This window comes from Streptomyces sp. NPDC025618, from assembly GCF_055558795.1.
In genome coordinates this window covers 63,629-80,391 of record NZ_JBVHLW010000006.1, presented here as the reverse complement: position 1 = coordinate 80,391, position 16,763 = coordinate 63,629, and the positions used below count along the sequence as shown (strand labels likewise).

Genomic DNA, 16,763 nt, shown 5'->3' with positions numbered 1-16,763 from the left:
CGTTGACCAGCACTGCGATGGCGCAGGGGTCCGAGGGCCGCAAGGCCCAGCCGGACCACCTCGGCCATGTCATCTTCATCACCGCGGCCGCGGCCATGGGTGGCTTCCTCTTCGGCTACGACAGTTCCGTGATCAACGGTGCCGTCGAGGGCATCCGCGGGAAGTACGACATCGGCTCTGCCGCTCTGGCCCAGGTCATCGCGATCGCCCTGATCGGCTGCGCGATCGGTGCCGCCACCGCGGGCCGTATCGCCGACCGCATCGGCCGGATCCGCGTCATGCAGATCTCCGCGACCCTCTTCACCATCAGCGCGGTCGGTTCGGCGCTGCCCTTCGCGCTGTGGGACCTCGCCTTCTGGCGCGTCCTCGGCGGCATCGCCATCGGCATGGCCTCGGTCATCGGCCCGGCCTACATCGCCGAGGTCTCGCCGCCCGCCTACCGCGGCCGTCTCGGCTCCTTCCAGCAGGCCGCGATCGTCGTCGGCATCGCCGTCTCGCAGCTCGTGAACTGGGGCATCCTCAACCTCGCGCACGGTGAGCAGCGCGGTCACGTCATGGGCATCGAGGCGTGGCAGCTCATGCTCGGCGTCATGGTCGTCCCGGCCGTCCTCTACGGCCTGCTGTCCTTCGCGATCCCCGAGTCCCCGCGCTTTCTGATCTCCGTCGGCAAGACCGACCGGGCGAAGGCCGTGCTGGCCGACGTCGAGGGCCACACCGTCGACCTCGACAAGCGCGTCGCCGAGATCGAGCTGGCCATGCACAGCGAGCAGAAGTCCACCTTCAAGGACCTGCTCGGCGGCAAGGCGGGCTTCCTGCCCATCGTCTGGATCGGCATCGGCCTCTCCGTCTTCCAGCAGCTCGTCGGCATCAACGTCGCCTTCTACTACTCGGCGACCCTGTGGCAGTCCGTCGGCATCGACCCGAGCGACTCCTTCCTCTACTCCTTCACCACGTCGATCATCAACATCGTCGGCACCGTGATCGCGATGATCTTCGTCGACCGCATCGGCCGCAAGCCGCTCGCGCTCGTCGGCTCCGCCGGTATGGCGGTCTCCCTCGCGCTGGAGGCGTGGGCCTTCGCCTCCAAGGCGTCCGACGGCTCGCTGCCGACCACGCAGGGCACGGTGGCGCTCATCGCGGCCCACGCGTTCGTGCTCTTCTTCGCCCTGTCCTGGGGTGTCGTGGTCTGGGTCTTCCTCGGCGAGATGTTCCCCAACCGGATCCGCGCCGCGGCGCTCGGTGTGGCCGCGTCCGCGCAGTGGATCGCCAACTGGGCCATCACCGCGAGCTTCCCGAGCCTGTCGGACTGGAACCTCTCCGGTACGTACATCATCTACACGGTCTTCGCCGTGCTCTCGATCCCCTTCGTGCTGAAGTTCGTGAAGGAGACCAAGGGCAAGGCGCTGGAGGAGATGGGCTGACCACCCCGCCGCTCTCTCCTCGAAGGCCGCTGCCCCCGCTCATCCGTATGAGCGGGGGCAGCGGCCGTCTTTGTTGCGCTTGCGGGTTGCTTGCGCCTGCGGCGGGCTTTTCCCCAGCCCCGCCCCTTCCCGAACTGGGGGCAGGCCCCCAGACCCCCAGCAACACGCTTCGCGCGTTGTCCTCAAACGCCGGACGGGCTGGATTTGGCTGATGTGGGTGCGCAATCCAGCCCGTTGGGGGCACCTCCCAGCGGTAGCTGGGGGAGTTTGAGGACGCTCCCCCAGACTTCGTCCGGGGGGACCCCCAAGGGCGCTCCCGCCGCAGGCGGCAACGGACCGGTAGCCGGGGGTCTGGGGCACGCGCCCCAGTTCGGGAAGGGGCGGGTAGGGGAAGAAGCCCGCCGCAGGCGTCAGCGAGCCGCACACGCAAACGTCCCCTCCCGCCAGGGAGCGGCGGAAGGGGACGTCAGGGTGGAGCAGAACGCTACGCGGAGACCTTCTCGCGGGCCGGGGCCGCGGGAGAAGCCTCGGCCACGGACTCCCGCGGCGTCGGCAGCAGAAGCATCACCAGCGCCGCGATGGCGATCGTCGCCGCCCAGCCCAGCCCGTACTCACCGATGAACGTGCCGGACAGCGGACCGGCGAACCAGTCGCACTTGGTGAAGCAGGCGCCCGCGACCAGGGCGACCGTCCACGCGGTCATCGCCTGCCAGCAGAAGCCGCCCGCGTACCAGTAGCGGCTGGTGCGGCCGGTGTCCATCAGGGCCTCCGCGTCGTAGCGCACGGCGCGGACCCGGCGGCGGGCCATGTCGACGGCGTAGACGCCGATCCACGCGGAGAAGGAGACCGCGAGCAGGATCAGGAAGGTGATGAAGGAGCTGAGGAAGCTCTTGGCGACCAGCATCAGCAGCAGACCGCCGACGAGGGAGATCACGGCGTTGATGCTCACGGCCATGGCGCGCGGCAGCTTGACGCCCATCGTCTGGGCGGTGAAGCCGGCCGAGTACATCGACAGGCTGTTGATCAGCAGCATGCCCACGATCGCGGTGGCGAGGTAGGGCACGGCCAGCCAGGTCGGCAGGATGTCGCCCAGGAAGGAGACCGGGTCCGGCGCCTTTGCCAGATCCGGGGTCGCGACGGCCATGACCGCGCCCATGAGCACCATCGGGACCATCACCAGACCGGCGCCGGAGACCGTCGCGCCGACGATCTTCTTGCCGGAGGCCTTGTGCGGCAGGTAGCGCGCGAAGTCGGGGCCGGTGGGCACCCAGCTGATGCCGCCGGCGGCGATGGTGCCGATGCCGGTGATCATCATGGCGGTGGTGCCCGCCGGCTTGGAGAAGACCTCGCTCCAGTTCATGTGGACGATCAGATAGCCCAGCACCAGCACGGAGAAGACCCCGAAGAGGTACGTCGACCACTTGTTGCACACGTTCAGCGCCTTGCGGCCCATGCCGCTCACCAGGAAGGTGCTGGCGACGAACAGGAACAGCGTGACGACGATCAGCGGGGTGTTGCTCTTGATGCCGAAGAGCAGGTCCAGGACGGTCAGCACGGCGTAGGCGCCGGTGACCGCGTTGATCGTCTCCCAGCCGAAGCGGGCGACCCACAGGATCGCGCCCGGGAAGAGGTTGCCGCGGACGCCGAAGGTCGCGCGGGAGAGCATCGCGCCCGGGGCGCCGCCCCACTTGCCGGAGACCGACAGCACGCCGACCATGCCGAACGACGCGAGCGCGGCGCACCCGGCGACGATCAGGACCTGCCAGAAGTTCAGCTGGTTGAAGACGACCAGCGCCGCGCCCATGGTGAGCAGCAGCACACTGATGTTGGCGGCGACCCAGGTCGGGAACAGCTCCCGGACGCGACCGTGCCGCTCATGGTCCGGGACGGGCTCGATGCCGCGTGTTTCTATCGCGCCGTCGGACTCGGCGGGGACGACGTTGTCCATGTGGGGGGCTCCGTGCGGGTGAAGCGGGGCAAAAGCCACAGCGGAAGGGCCGGGGCAGAAAGAGACGCTGCGGACTCTACGCGCGTCACAACGTCGACCGCCATCGTACTTTGCTCCAACTTTGGCCAGATAGTGCCTTTGGTCCTCGTCGCTTTGTACGAATCCACAGGTCGCGGAGGCGGCGGTGCGATGACGCCCGGGTGTCCGATACTGGGGACGTTATGGAAATCGTCATCCTTGCTGTAGTCATCGCTGTGGTCGCGCTCGGCGCGATCAGCGGGCTCGTGGTCAGCAGCCGTAAGAAGAAGCAGCTGCCCCCGGCCCCGCCGAGCAGCCCGTCCGTTACCGCGCCGCCCGCCGAGCCGCACGTCGGCGAGGAGGCCGAGACCCCGCGCCCGGAGCCGCGCCGCACCGTCGAAGAGGTCGAGCTGCCCGCGGCCGACGCTCCGGTGGCCGAGGCGCCCGTCGCGGAACCCGAGGTCCCGGCGGCCCCCGAGGCTCCGGCGGCGCCCGAGATCGAGGTCCCGGAGCCCACCGCGGGCCGGCTCGTCCGGCTGCGCTCCCGGCTCTCCCGGTCGCAGAACTCCCTCGGCAAGGGTCTGCTGACCCTGCTCTCCCGCGAGCACCTCGACGAGGACACCTGGGAGGAGATCGAGGACACCCTGCTCACCGCCGACGTGGGCGTCGCCCCGACGCAGGAGCTCGTGGAGCGGCTCCGCGAGCGGGTGAAGGTGCTCGGCACCCGCACCCCCGAGGAGCTGCGCGCCCTCCTCCGCGAGGAACTGGTCGCCCTCATCGGCGCCGACACCGACCGCAGCGTCCACACCGAGCCCGGCGTGGGTGTGAACGGTGAGGAGAAGCCCGGCGTCGTGCTGGTCGTCGGCGTCAACGGCGTCGGCAAGACCACCACCACGGGCAAGCTCGCGCGCGTCCTCGTCGCGGACGGCAAGTCGGTGGTCCTGGGCGCGGCGGACACCTTCCGCGCCGCCGCCGCCGACCAGCTCCAGACCTGGGGCGAGCGCGTCGGCGCCCGTACGGTCCGCGGGCCCGAGGGCGGCGACCCGGCGTCGATCGCCTTCGACGCGGTCAAGGAGGGCATCGCCGAGAACGCGGACGTCGTCCTCATCGACACCGCCGGCCGCCTGCACACCAAGACCGGGCTCATGGACGAGCTCGGCAAGGTCAAGCGCGTCGTGGAGAAGCACGGCTCGGTCGACGAGGTGCTGCTCGTCCTCGACGCCACCACCGGGCAGAACGGCCTGGTGCAGGCGCGGGTGTTCGCCGAGGTCGTGGACATCACGGGCATCGTGCTCACCAAGCTGGACGGCACCGCCAAGGGCGGCATCGTCATCGCGGTCCAGCGCGAGCTGGGCGTGCCGGTGAAGCTGGTGGGCCTCGGCGAGGGCGCGGACGACCTCGCGCCGTTCGAACCGGGCGCGTTCGTGGACGCCTTGATCGGCGACTGACCGGGACGCGTGCCCGCGAGGCAATAGGGGCCCCACAGCTTCGGCTGTGGGGCCCCTGACGTTTTGCGGCCGCGCTCCGGTTCCGCATCACTACTGCCGGAGGGGCCCGCCTGTCGCGGGCCGGCGGTCACGCGGGCATCGGCCGGTCCGGCGGTCCAGGGCGCGCCCGGGCTCCCCGGCTACAGCCGGGGCGGCAGCCTCAACGGCACAGCGGCGCGCGGTGGCAGACGTACGCCAGTGTGCCCAGCAGCAGCCGAGCCTGCGGTGGCCGGCCCGCCGTGTCGAGGGTCGGCGGGCGCAGCCAGCGCATCGGGCCGAGGCCCGCGAGGTCGGAGGGCGGCGCGGTGACGTAATCGCCCGGACCGAGGCAGCGGAGATCGAGCCGGGCGTCGTCCCAGCCCATGCGGTAGAGGAGCTGGGGGAGTTCGGCGGCGGCGCCGGGCGCCACGAAGAACAGGGCCCGCCCGTGCGGGGTGAGGGCCACCGGGCCGAGCCGCAGCCCCATGCGCTCGAGCCGGGCGAGGGCGTGCCGCCCGGCGGTCTCCGCGACCTCCAGCACGTCGAACGAGCGGCCCACGGGCAGCAGTACGGCCGCGCCCGGCACCTCGCCCCACGCGGCCGCGGCGGCGCCCAGGGTGGCGCCCGCCGGGACGGGCGGGGCGAAGGAGAGCGGATGCGCGCCGGGGGCCGGGCAGTCGGCGGTGCCGCAGGAGCAGGACGGACGCCCGCCGCGGGAGGCGCGGGCGCCCGGGACCACATCCCATCCCCACAGACCGGTGTACTCCGCCACCGCTGTCACGGTCTCGGACGCGCGTCCGCGGCGCCGAGAGCCCGAGCGCAGGTCCCGGATGCCGCCGATAGTGAAGCCCATGCCCCCTCCAACGGGTCGTGCTCGCCGATGGTTACGACTCGGAGTGTCTCGGACACGGACGGTTGTCGAAGCCCTCCATGCGACGGCGTGACGGTGTGCGGCCCGGGGTGCGCCGCGGGGCGCGCGCCCTGGCGCGCATCGGTCCGACCCGCCCCTGATCGGTATGTGTCAAGTCAATCGCGTGGAGGTGCGGTTGAGTTCATTCCTTGGGGTGGCGAATGGTGGCGTTTCCTGGACTGCCCTCGCGTGACCCGTGATCGTAGGATTACTTTCGGTGCACGGACCTCGGAGATGCACCCGCCGACTGCCACACGTCGGAGGCGCGGCCCGTATCGCCGCCCGGCCGGCCAACCCCCGGCCGGGGTGGAGCATCGCCGGACAGGCCGCCGCAGTGGCGGCGGGCTGTTTGCGGGTCACGCACTGATTCAGAGTTCGGGATGGGGGCTTCCAGGTGGGCGGCAACGGCAGCGGCACCAGTGGTGCCGAGAAAGCTGAGAAGGCCGGGTCCGACCGGGCCGAGAAGCGTCCCAACGAGCAGTTGGGCTCCTGGTTCCTGCGCAGCGGCTGGTCGAAGGGCGAGCTGGCGCGCCAGGTCAACCGCAGGGCGCGGCAGTTGGGCGCCCACCACATCAGCACGGACACCTCGCGGGTGCGCCGCTGGCTCGACGGCGAGCAGCCGCGTGAGCCGATCCCCAAGATCCTCTCCGAGTTGTTCTCCGAGCGCTTCGGCTGCGTCGTCGGCGTCGAGGACATCGGGCTGCGGGTCGCGCACCAGTCGCCCTCCGTGGCCGGTGTCGACCTGCCCTGGGCCGGCCCGCAGACCGTCGAGCTGATCAGCGAGTTCTCCCGCAGCGACCTGATGCTGGCCAGGCGCGGCTTCCTCGGTGCCTCGCTCGCCCTCGCCGCCGGCCCCTCGCTGATCGAGCCGATGCAGCGCTGGCTCACGCCCGGCCCCGTCGGCCGGGATCTGCACAGCGTGCAGGACCGCTCCCCGCGCGCCTCCAGGCTCTCCGCGCCCGAGCTGGATCTGCTGGAGTCCACGACCGTGATGTTCCGGCAGTGGGACGCCCAGTGCGGCGGCGGGCTGCGCCGCAAGGCCGTGGTCGGGCAGCTCCACGAGGTCACCGACCTGCTCCAGGAGCCCCAGCCGGAGGCCACCTCCAAGCGGCTGTTCAAGGCCGCCGCCGAACTGGCCCAGCTGGCGGGCTGGATGAGCTATGACATCGGCCTCCACCCCACCGCGCAGAAGTATTTCGTGCTCGCCCTGCACGCCGCGAAGGAGGCCGGCGACCGCCCCCTCGGGTCGTACATCCTCTCCAGCATGGGCCGCCAGATGATCCACCTCGACCGGCCCGACGACGCCCTGGAGCTCATCCACCTCGGGCAGTACGGCTCGCGGGAGACCGCCACCGCGCGCACCCAGGCGATGCTCTACGCCGTGGAGGCCCGGGCCTACGCCAATATGGGCCAGCCCGCCAAGTGCAAGCGCGCGGTCGCCATGGCGGAGGACTGCTTCGCCGACTGCGGCACCGGTGACGAGGACCCCGACTGGATCCGCTTCTTCTCCGAGGCCGAGCTCAACGCCGAGAACGCCCACTCCTACCGCGACCTCGCCTATGTGGCCGGCCGCAGCCCCACATACGCCTCGCTCGCCCGGCCCAAGATGGAGCGCGCGGTCGAGCTCTTCCAGCAGGACGGCGACCACCACCGGTCGTATGCACTCAATCTCATCGGCATGGCCACCGTGCACCTGATGCAGCGCGAGCCGGAGCAGGCGAGCGTCGCGGCCGGCAAGGCCCTGAAGATCGCCAAGCAGGTCCGCTCGGAGCGGGTCAACAACCGCCTGCGCAAGACCGTGGGCACCGCCGCCCGCGACTTCGGCGAGGTGCACGAGGTCGTCGCCCTCACCGAGCAACTCGGCATTCACCTGCCGGAATCCCCGGAAGCCGTGCAGGCGGTCTGATCCGCCGCCATCATGCCGGCCGATCTCCGCACGTCCCTTCCCACCCCCGACCCCGACCGCGGCGACCCTCCCGTACAGCCCGACTCGGCTCCCCTACGCCAGGTCCGACAGGGCGGTCGCCGCGGCCGGTCCGAGCCCCCATGGACCGCCGCCGCGAAGCACCACACGTCGCGGGCCGACCCACCGCAGTTCATCGGGGCGTAACACCTACGACGCCATCGTCACCCCGGTGAAACAACCGGCCGCACCGGCTGAAACCGCACTGCGTCAACCTCTTGGCGAAACCCGGCCCGCTGACCATCCGCCCGTACGGGCCGCCGCTTTCGAGGAGACGTCGCGTGAATGGCGCAGATACCGCATTCGTATTGATCAGTGCCGCGCTCGTGATGCTGATGACCCCGGGCCTGGCCTTCTTCTACGGCGGCATGGTGCGGGTCAAGAGCGCGCTCAACATGCTGATGATGTCGTTCATCTCGCTCGGCATCGTCACCGTGCTGTGGGTGCTCTACGGCTACTCACTCGCCTTCGGTGACGACGTCGGCGCCGGGCTGCTCGGCAATCTCGACCACATCGGCCTCAAGGGCATCAGCCCGGAGACGCTGACCGGTAAGGGCGGCATCCCGGTCTTCGCCTTCGCCCTCTTCCAGCTGATGTTCGCCGTCATCACCCCCGCCCTGATGAGCGGGGCGCTCGCCGACCGCGTGAAGTTCAGCGCCTGGGCCCTCTTCATCACCCTCTGGGTGACGGTCGTCTATTTCCCCGTCGCCCACTGGGTCTGGCAGCCCGGCGGCTGGCTCTTCAAGCTGAAGGTGATCGACTTCGCGGGCGGCACGGCCGTCCACATCAACGCGGGCATCGGCGCCCTCGCCGCCGTGCTCGTCGTCGGCAAGCGCATCGGCTTCAAGAAGGACCCCATGCGGCCGCACAGCCTGCCGCTGGTGATGCTCGGCGCGGCGCTGCTGTGGTTCGGCTGGTTCGGCTTCAACGCCGGTTCCGCGCTCGCCGCCAACGGCACCGCGGCCAACATGGCGCTCAACACCCAGGTGGCCACCGGCGCCGCCATGATCGGCTGGCTCGCCTACGAGCGCGTCCGGCACGGCGCGTTCACCACCCTCGGCGCGGCCTCCGGCGCCGTCGCCGGCCTGGTCGCCATCACCCCCTCCGGCGCCGCCGTCAACGCCTTCGGCGCGCTCCTCATCGGCGTGGTCGCCGGAGCGGTCTGCTCCTGGGCCGTCGCCCTGAAGTTCAAGCTCGGCTTCGACGACTCGCTCGACGTGGTCGGCGTCCACCTCGTCGGCGGCGTCATCGGCACCCTCCTCGTCGGCCTCCTCGCCACGGGCGGCATCGGCGGGGCCACCCAGCTCGGACGGCAGGCCGTGGGGGCCTTCGCGGTGCTGGGCTACTCCTTCACCGTCTCCTGGCTCCTGGCCAAGCTCGTCGACAAGGTCATCGGCTTCCGGGCGAGCGAGGACGACGAACTGAGCGGTATCGACCAGGCGTTCCACGCCGAGACGGCCTACGACTTCAGCGCGGTCGGCGGCGTCTCGGCGGTCACCCGGACCGTCGCACACCCCTCGTCGGACCCGTCCTCGGAGACCGGTCGCGACACGTCCGGCCACACCCCGGACAACGGCACGGCACAGCACAAGAAGGTGGACGCATGAAGCTCATCACCGCGGTCGTCAAGCCGCACATGGTCGACGACATCAAGGCGGCGCTGCGGAGCTTCGGCGTGCGCGGCATGACCGTCAGCGAGGCCAGCGGATCGGGCCGCCAGCGGGGCCACACCGAGGTCTACCGCGGCGCCGAGTACACCGTCGACCTCGTGCCGAAGATCCGGATAGAGATCCTCACCGAGGACCACGACACCGAGGACGTCGTCGACATCATCGTGAAGGCCGCCCGCTCCGGCGACACCGGCAAGATCGGCGACGGCAAGGTGTGGGTCGTCCCCGTCGAGGACGTCATCCGCGTGCGCACCGGCGAGCGCGGCCCGGACGCCCTCTAGGCCCGCGGCCGTCCGAAGCACCGCCGGACACGGATCGGCCGGCCCCCTTCCACGAGCACTCTCAAGGAGTCCCGACGTGACGGACACTGCTTCCCCGGCGACCGGCTCGGAACCCGGCGGATACGCGGCGGCCCGGCTGCGCCTCCTGCACCAGGGGACGACGGCCGGGCCGCCGCGCCGCGCCGCCCTCGCCCGGCTCACCGACCAGTGGCTGGGGGCGCTGCTGGGCGAGACGCACGGCGTGGCACTCGTGGCCGTCGGCGGCTACGGCCGCGGCGAGCTGTCGCCGCGCAGCGACCTCGACGTCCTGCTGCTGCACGACGGTTCGGCGGACCCGTCGAAGATCGCGGCGATCGCCGACCGCGTCTGGTATCCCGTATGGGACATGGGCCTCGCGCTCGACCACTCCGTGCGCACCCCGGCCGAGGCGCGCCGGACCGCCGCCGCCGACCTCAAGGTCCACCTCGGGCTCCTCGACGCCCGCCACCTCGGCGGCGACGAGCACCTCACGGCCGGGCTGCGCGCCACCGCCTATGCCGACTGGCGGGCCCAGGCCCCCTCCCGGCTGCCGGAGCTGCGCGAGCTCGGCGAGGAACGGGCCAGGCTCCAGGGCGAGTTGCGCTTCCTGCTGGAGCCCGACCTCAAGGAGGCGCGCGGTGGCCTGCGGGACGCCACCGCCCTGCGCGCCGTCGCCGCCTCCTGGCTCGCGGACGCGCCCCGCGAGGGCCTGGAGAGCGCCCGCGCCCTGCTGCTCGACACCCGCGACGCCCTCCACCTGGCCACCGGCCGCGCCACCGACCGGCTCGCCCTCCAGGAGCAGGACCAAGTGGCCGCCGCCATCGGCCTCCCCGACGGCGACACCCTGCTGCGCGAGGTCTACGAAGCGGCCCGCACCGTCTCCTACGCCGCCGACGTCACCTGGCGCGAGGTCGGGCGGGTCCTGCGCGCCCGCTCGGCCAGGCCGCGCCTGCGGCGGATCCTCGGCGGGCGCGGCGGCCGCGGGGGATTCGTGGAGCCGGAGCGCCTGCCGCTGGCCGAGGGCGTCGTCGAGCAGGAGGGCGAGGCGGTGCTCGCCCGTGCGGCACGGCCCGAGCGCGACCCCGTGCTGCCGTTGCGCGCCGCGGCCGCCGCCGCGCAGGCGGGACTGCCGCTCTCCCCGCACGCCGTGCGCCGGATGGCCGCCACCGCCGCCCCGCTGCCGGTGCCCTGGCCGGACGAGGCGCGCGAGGCGCTGATCACCCTGCTCGGCGCGGGCCCTCCCACCGTCGAGGTCTGGGAGGCCCTGGAGGCGGAAGGGCTCATCTCGCGCCTGCTGCCCGAGTGGGAGCACGTGCGCTGCCGCCCGCAGCGCAACGCCGTGCACCGCTGGACCGTCGACCGGCACCTGATCGAGACGGCCGTCCGGGCCGCCGCCCTCGCGCGCGACGTCGGCCGCCCCGACCTGCTGCTCGTCGCCGCCCTGCTGCACGACATCGGCAAGGGCCGCCCCGGCGACCACTCCGCGGTGGGGGAGGCCCTCACCCGGGACATCGCCGCCCGGCTCGGCTTCGGCCCGGCGGACACCGAGACCCTCGCCACGCTCGTACGCCACCACCTGCTGCTCGTCGACACCGCCACCCGGCGCGACCTCGACGACCCGGCGACCATCCGCGCCGTCACCGACGCCGTCGCGCGCACCGACACCCTGGAGCTGCTCCACGCCCTCACCGAGGCCGACGCGCTGGCCACCGGGCCCGCGGCCTGGAGCGCCTGGCGGGCCTCGCTGGTGACCGGCCTCGTCCGCCGCGCCGCGGCCGCGCTCACGGGCGACGCCCCGGGCCGTACGCGGACGGGGCCGCCGGGCGCCGGGCACGAGCGTCTGGTGGCCGCGGCGCTGCGCACCGGAGGCGTCGTGCTGGAGCTGCGCGAGCGGCCGGAGGGCGAGGAGGCCCGCGAGGGTTCGGGCACGGTGGGCGTGGAACTGGCCATCGCCGTCCCCACCCGGTCGGGAGTGCTGCCCGCGACCGCCGGGGTGCTCGCGCTGCACCGGCTGACCGTCCGCGCGGCCGACCTGTGCTCGGTCGGTGGCGCGCTGCTGCTGCGATGGCGGGTGGCCGCGGAGTTCGGCTCCCTGCCGGAGTCCGTGCGGCTGCGGAACGATCTCGTACGGGCCCTGGACGGCGGCCTGGACCTCGTCGGCCGGCTCGCGGAGCGGGAGGCGGCGTACGCCAGGCGGCGCCGGGGCGTGCACGCGCCGCCGCGGGTGACGGTGGCCGCCGGTGGCTCACGGGACGCGACGGTCCTGGAGGTACGGGCCCAGGACGCCCCCGGCCTGCTGCACCGCATCGGGCGGGCCCTGGAGGACGCGGGGGTGTGGGTGCGGAGCGCGCACGTGAGCACGCTCGGGGCCCATGTGGTGGACGCCTTCTATGTGACGCGGGTGGACGGCGGGCCGCTGCCCGAGGAGGAGGCGACGGCGGTGGCGCGGGCCGTGGAGGCGGCACTGGCCTGAGCGGGGCCGTGGGCACGGCCGTTCCCGACGCCCGCCCGGGAGCACCCCGGGCGCCGCACGGTTCCTGTTCCGTCCCGTCCTGTCCGTTCCGGTTCGTCATATCCGGTGGGTGAGGACACCGGGTCGGCGGGGCCAGATACTCTGGAGGGCGATTCACCCCGCCCCCGACCCCGAGGACCGACGAGCGCTGTGTTCGATACTCTTTCCGACCGCTTGGCGGACGTATTCAAGAACCTCCGGAGCCGGGGCCGACTGTCCGAGGCGGACATCGACGCCACCGCCCGCGAGATCCGTATCGCGCTGCTCGAAGCGGACGTCGCCCTGCCGGTCGTCCGCGCGTTCATCCGCCAGGTCAAGGAGCGGGCCAACGGCGCCGAGGTCTCCGCGGCGCTGAACCCCGCCCAGCAGGTCATCAAGATCGTCAACGAGGAGCTCATCGGCATCCTCGGCGGCGAGACCCGCCGGCTGCGCTTCGCGAAGACCGGCCCGACGGTCATCATGCTCGCCGGTCTCCAGGGTGCCGGTAAGACCACCCTGGCCGGAAAGCTCGGCTTCTGGCTCAAGGGCCAGGGCCACGCCCCGCTGCTGGTCGCCTGCGACCTCCAGCGCCCCAACGCCGTCAACCAGCTCTCCGTCGTCGCCGAGCGCGCGGGCGTCGCGGTCTACGCGCCGGAGCCGGGCAACGGCGTCGGTGACCCGGTGCAGGTCGCCAAGGACTCGATCGAGTTCGCGAAGTCCAAGCAGTACGACGTGGTCGTCGTCGACACCGCCGGCCGCCTCGGCATCGACGCCGAGCTGATGCAGCAGGCCGCGGACATCCGCGACGCCGTCCGCCCCGACGAGGTCCTCTTCGTCGTCGACGCCATGATCGGTCAGGACGCGGTCAACACCGCCGAGGCGTTCCGCGACGGCGTCGGCTTCGACGGCGTGGTGCTCTCCAAGCTCGACGGTGACGCCCGCGGTGGTGCCGCCCTGTCGGTCGCGCATGTGACCGGCAAGCAGATCATGTTCGCCTCCAACGGCGAGAAGCTGGACGACTTCGACGCGTTCCACCCGGACCGCATGGCGTCCCGCATCCTCGGCATGGGCGACATGCTCAGCCTCATCGAGAAGGCCGAGCAGACCTTCAGCCAGGACGAGGCCGAGAAGATGGCGGCCAAGCTGGCGAAGGGGCCGAAGGAGTTCACGCTCGACGACTTCCTGTCCCAGATGGAACAGGTCCGCAAGATGGGCTCCATCTCCAAGCTGCTCGGCATGCTGCCCGGCATGGGGCAGATCAAGGAACAGATCAACAACCTCGACGAGCGCGACGTCGACCGCACCGCCGCGATCATCAAGTCGATGACCCCGGCCGAGCGCCAGGACCCCACGATCATCAACGGCTCGCGCCGCGCCCGTATCGCCAAGGGCTCGGGCGTGGACGTCAGCGCGGTCAAGAATCTGGTGGAGCGCTTCTTCGACGCCCGCAAGATGATGTCCCGCATGGCCCAGGGCGGCGGCATGCCGGGGATGCCCGGGATGCCGGGCATGGGCGGCGGCGCGGCCCGTAAGAAAAAGCAGGTCAAGCAGGCCAAGGGCAAGCGCAAGAGCGGCAACCCGATGAAGCGCAAGGCCGAGGAGGAGGCCGCGGCCGCGCGCCGCGAGCAGCAGGCGGCCAACCCGCTGGGCCTGCCCGCCGCGGGCCAGCAGCCGGAGAACTTCGAACTCCCCGACGAGTTCAAGAAGTTCATGGGCTGATCCCGTCGTACGAAAGCGTGAGGTCCTGCTGACGTCAGCAGGACCTCACGCCCCTGCGGGGCCGGGCTAGACGCGGGCTATGAGATAGCGGAAGACGTTGGGCATCCACACGGTGCCGTCGTGGCGCAGGTAGGGGTGGAGCGCCTCGGAGAGTTCCTTGGTGACCTGCTCCTCGTCCGTGGCCTCGATCGCCGCGTCGAAGGCGCCCGTCGAGAGCATCCCGCGCACCGCGCTGCCCAGGTCGGCGTAGCCGTACGGGCAGGCCACGCGGCCCGAGCCGTCCGGGCGCAGGCCGGCGCGCTGGGCCAGGTTCTCCAGGTCGTCGCGGCCGCTCGGCCGCCAGCGGGAGGGCGCGCACATGGGGTCCGCGAGCCGGGCCGCGACCCGAAGCGCTCCCGAGGCGGCGCAGCGCTCCTGCGGGCCCCAGCCGGCCAGCACGACGGGCGCGCCGTACTCGGCACAGGCCGCCGCCTTGGCGAGGGCGCCCGCCAGGTCGCCGGCGCCGCCGCCCGCGCAGTACAGCGGGTCGAAGGCGGTGACGAGGTTGAAGGCGGGAGTGCCGGGCTCGGTGACGGATTCGGGGCCGCCGTGCCCGAGACGCGCGCCGGGTCCGGCGCGGCCGCCCTCGGGGGACAGCCGTTCGCGGGCCAGGTCCAGCCGCCGCCGGTCGGAGTCGACGCCGCAGACCGTGGCGCCCCGGGCCGACGCCATCAGCAGGGCCAGCCCGGAGCCGCAGCCCAGGCTGAGCAGCCGGGTGCCGGAGGAGACCTCCAGCCGTTGGTACACCGCTTCGTAGAGCGGCACCAGCATCCGTTCCTGGATCTCCGCCCAGTCGCGGGCCCGGGAGCCGGGCGACGCAGCGGACGGCCGGTGCCGCCGCACGAGCGTTGGTGTCATCGAAAGCGCCCCAATCCGCCGAGAGACGTGTGTGTGCCGAATCGGCCCCCCGATGTGCTGCCGTGCGCGCGCTGCTGTGAAGCACCCCCGTATGCCAGAGAACTCCGCTTCCGTCCCCGAGTCCAGGGGGTGGCGCGAGAACGTTCCCGTCCGCCCACGATGGCATGTGCCGGGCGCTCTCGCACGGGCAGCGGGGGTTGCGGCCCGCCGGTGGGCGGGTGGGCGCGGGGAGGGGATTCACGCTCCGGTGGATCGGCCCCGTACCATTCGCACCATGGCAAAGGCTCCCATTCTCACCCCCCAGGCGGAAGACTTCCCGCGCTGGTACCAGGACTTGATCAACAAGGCCGAGCTGGCCGACAACGGCCCGGTGCGCGGCACCATGGTCATCCGCCCGTACGGGTACGGGCTCTGGGAGCGCATGCAGCAGGAGATGGACGCGCGCATCAAGGACGCGGGCGCCTCCAACGCGTACTTCCCGCTGTTCATCCCGCAGTCCTACCTGACGCGGGAGGCCGAGCACGTCGAGGGCTTCGCGCCCGAGCTCGCGGTCGTCACGCACGGCGGCGGCAAGGAGCTGGAAGAGCCGGTCGTCGTCCGGCCCACCTCCGAGACGATCATCAACGAGTACTTCTCCAAGTGGGTGCAGAGCTACCGCGACCTGCCCCTGCTCATCAACCAGTGGGCCAACGTGGTGCGTTGGGAGATGCGCCCGCGCGTCTTCCTGCGCACGAGCGAGTTCCTCTGGCAGGAGGGCCACACCGCCCACGCCACCTACGAGGACGCGCGTGACTACGCGGCCCGCATCCACCGCGACGTCTACTACGACTTCATGGTGAACGTGCTCGGCATCGACGTCGTGCTGGGCCGCAAGACGGCCAAGGAGCGCTTCGCGGGCGCCATCAACACCCTCACGCTCGAAGGCATGATGCGGGACGGCAAGGCGCTCCAGATGGGCACCAGCCACGAGCTCGGCCAGAACTTCGCCAAGGCGTTCAACACCTCCTACCTGTCCAAGGACGGGCAGCAGGAGATGGTCTGGCAGACCTCGTGGGGCGTCTCGACCCGCATGGTCGGCGGTCTGATCATGTCGCACGGCGACGACAGCGGCCTGCGGGTGCCGCCGCGCCTCGCCTCCGTCCAGGCCGTCGTCCTGGCGATCAAGGGTGACGACGCTGTGATCGCCAAGGTCCGCGAGATCGGTGACCAGCTGAAGGCCGCCGGGATCCGGGTGCAGGTCGACGACCGCACCGACACCCCCTTCGGCCGCCGCGCCGTGGACTGGGAGCTCAAGGGCGTTCCGGTGCGCATCGAGGTCGGCCCGCGCGACCTGGAGAACGGCACCGCGATGCTGGCCCGCCGGATCCCCGGCGGCAAGGCGCCGGTCCGCCTCGACGAGCTGGTCGCGCTGCTGCCGAAGGTCCTGGAGGAGGACCAGGAGCTGCTGCTGACCCAGTCGCGCGAGCGCCGCGAGTCGCTGACGTCCGACGTGCGCACCATCGAGGAGGCCGCGGAGGCCGCCATCGCCGGTGGCTGGGCGCGGATCCCGTGGGCGGACCTCGGTCCCGAGGGTGAGGCCAAGCTCGCCGAGCAGGCCGTGTCCGTGCGCTGCCTGATCGCCGAGGACGGCTCGGTGCCGGAGGCCGACGACGCCCCGGGCACGATCGCGATCGTCGCGCGCGCGTACTGAGCACGCCGCTCCCCGCGTCGGCCGCGCACGGCCGGCGCGGGGAGCGCCGATGCCGGAATGGATCGCTCCGGGGCGGGCAGGCGCATGGAAGCGCGTGGGGGCGCACGCCCCCTGATGCGTGCTTACTCGTGAGTCAGTACGTCCCATGTTGCGAACAGGTGCGCGGGTTCTCCATAGATCTGCGCACCCGCCCTCGTCAGGACGCATGAGCGTGAAACTGACTGGTACGTGCAAATTATTTGGGATGGCCCGGTATCGGAACACCGGGCCA

General features: G+C 71.9%; 11 protein-coding genes. 8 read left to right on the top strand and 3 right to left on the bottom strand.

Annotated elements, in window-relative coordinates; genetic code table 11:
* The first annotated feature begins 2 nt into the window (after window positions 1-2).
* Window positions 3-1,421 (top strand): sugar porter family MFS transporter, encoded by a 1,419-nt coding sequence (locus ACZ4A5_RS08430; protein WP_467579903.1) that lies wholly within the window; start codon window positions 3-5, stop codon window positions 1,419-1,421.
* 484 nt (window positions 1,422-1,905) lie between these two features.
* Here ACZ4A5_RS08430 and ACZ4A5_RS08425 read toward each other — a convergent pair whose 3' ends face one another.
* Entirely contained in the window at window positions 1,906-3,369 is a 1,464-nt protein-coding gene (locus ACZ4A5_RS08425) for a purine-cytosine permease family protein (RefSeq protein ID WP_467579900.1), read from the bottom strand.
* 221 nt (window positions 3,370-3,590) lie between these two features.
* On the opposite strand from ACZ4A5_RS08425, the gene ftsY reads away from it, so the two are divergent.
* Window positions 3,591-4,835: a signal recognition particle-docking protein FtsY gene (gene ftsY / locus ACZ4A5_RS08420; RefSeq protein ID WP_467579897.1), complete on the top strand. Its 1,245-nt coding sequence runs from the start codon at window positions 3,591-3,593 to the stop codon at window positions 4,833-4,835.
* A 199-nt stretch (window positions 4,836-5,034) separates the two neighbouring features.
* Here ftsY and ACZ4A5_RS08415 read toward each other — a convergent pair whose 3' ends face one another.
* On the bottom strand, window positions 5,035-5,706 hold the full coding sequence (locus ACZ4A5_RS08415; RefSeq protein WP_467579894.1) for a bifunctional DNA primase/polymerase: 672 nt from the start codon (window positions 5,704-5,706) through the stop codon (window positions 5,035-5,037).
* 451 nt (window positions 5,707-6,157) lie between these two features.
* On the opposite strand from ACZ4A5_RS08415, the gene nsdA reads away from it, so the two are divergent.
* The 5 genes from nsdA (at window position 6,158) to ffh (ending at window position 13,905) form a co-directional block, all read left to right on the top strand.
* Complete coding sequence (nsdA, locus tag ACZ4A5_RS08410; RefSeq protein WP_467579892.1) at window positions 6,158-7,669, top strand: transcriptional repressor NsdA; 1,512 nt, start codon at window positions 6,158-6,160, stop codon at window positions 7,667-7,669.
* 338 nt (window positions 7,670-8,007) lie between these two features.
* Window positions 8,008-9,333 (top strand): ammonium transporter, encoded by a 1,326-nt coding sequence (locus ACZ4A5_RS08405; RefSeq protein WP_467579889.1) that lies wholly within the window; start codon window positions 8,008-8,010, stop codon window positions 9,331-9,333.
* Window positions 9,330-9,677 (top strand): P-II family nitrogen regulator, encoded by a 348-nt coding sequence (locus ACZ4A5_RS08400; protein WP_398869853.1) that lies wholly within the window; start codon window positions 9,330-9,332, stop codon window positions 9,675-9,677. The genes ACZ4A5_RS08405 and ACZ4A5_RS08400 overlap by 4 nt, the downstream gene beginning before the upstream one ends.
* Before the next feature lie 76 nt (window positions 9,678-9,753).
* Entirely contained in the window at window positions 9,754-12,168 is a 2,415-nt protein-coding gene (locus ACZ4A5_RS08395; RefSeq protein WP_467579885.1) for a [protein-PII] uridylyltransferase, read from the top strand.
* 189 nt (window positions 12,169-12,357) lie between these two features.
* Window positions 12,358-13,905 (top strand): signal recognition particle protein, encoded by a 1,548-nt coding sequence (ffh, locus tag ACZ4A5_RS08390; RefSeq protein ID WP_467579882.1) that lies wholly within the window; start codon window positions 12,358-12,360, stop codon window positions 13,903-13,905.
* A 66-nt stretch (window positions 13,906-13,971) separates the two neighbouring features.
* On the opposite strand, the gene ACZ4A5_RS08385 is transcribed toward ffh, so the two are convergent.
* Entirely contained in the window at window positions 13,972-14,802 is an 831-nt protein-coding gene (locus ACZ4A5_RS08385; RefSeq protein WP_467579879.1) for a class I SAM-dependent methyltransferase, read from the bottom strand.
* A 274-nt stretch (window positions 14,803-15,076) separates the two neighbouring features.
* Between ACZ4A5_RS08385 and proS the strand changes: the two genes are divergently transcribed.
* Complete coding sequence (gene proS, locus ACZ4A5_RS08380) at window positions 15,077-16,492, top strand: proline--tRNA ligase (RefSeq protein ID WP_467579877.1); 1,416 nt, start codon at window positions 15,077-15,079, stop codon at window positions 16,490-16,492.
* Window positions 16,493-16,763: the final 271 nt, after the last annotated feature.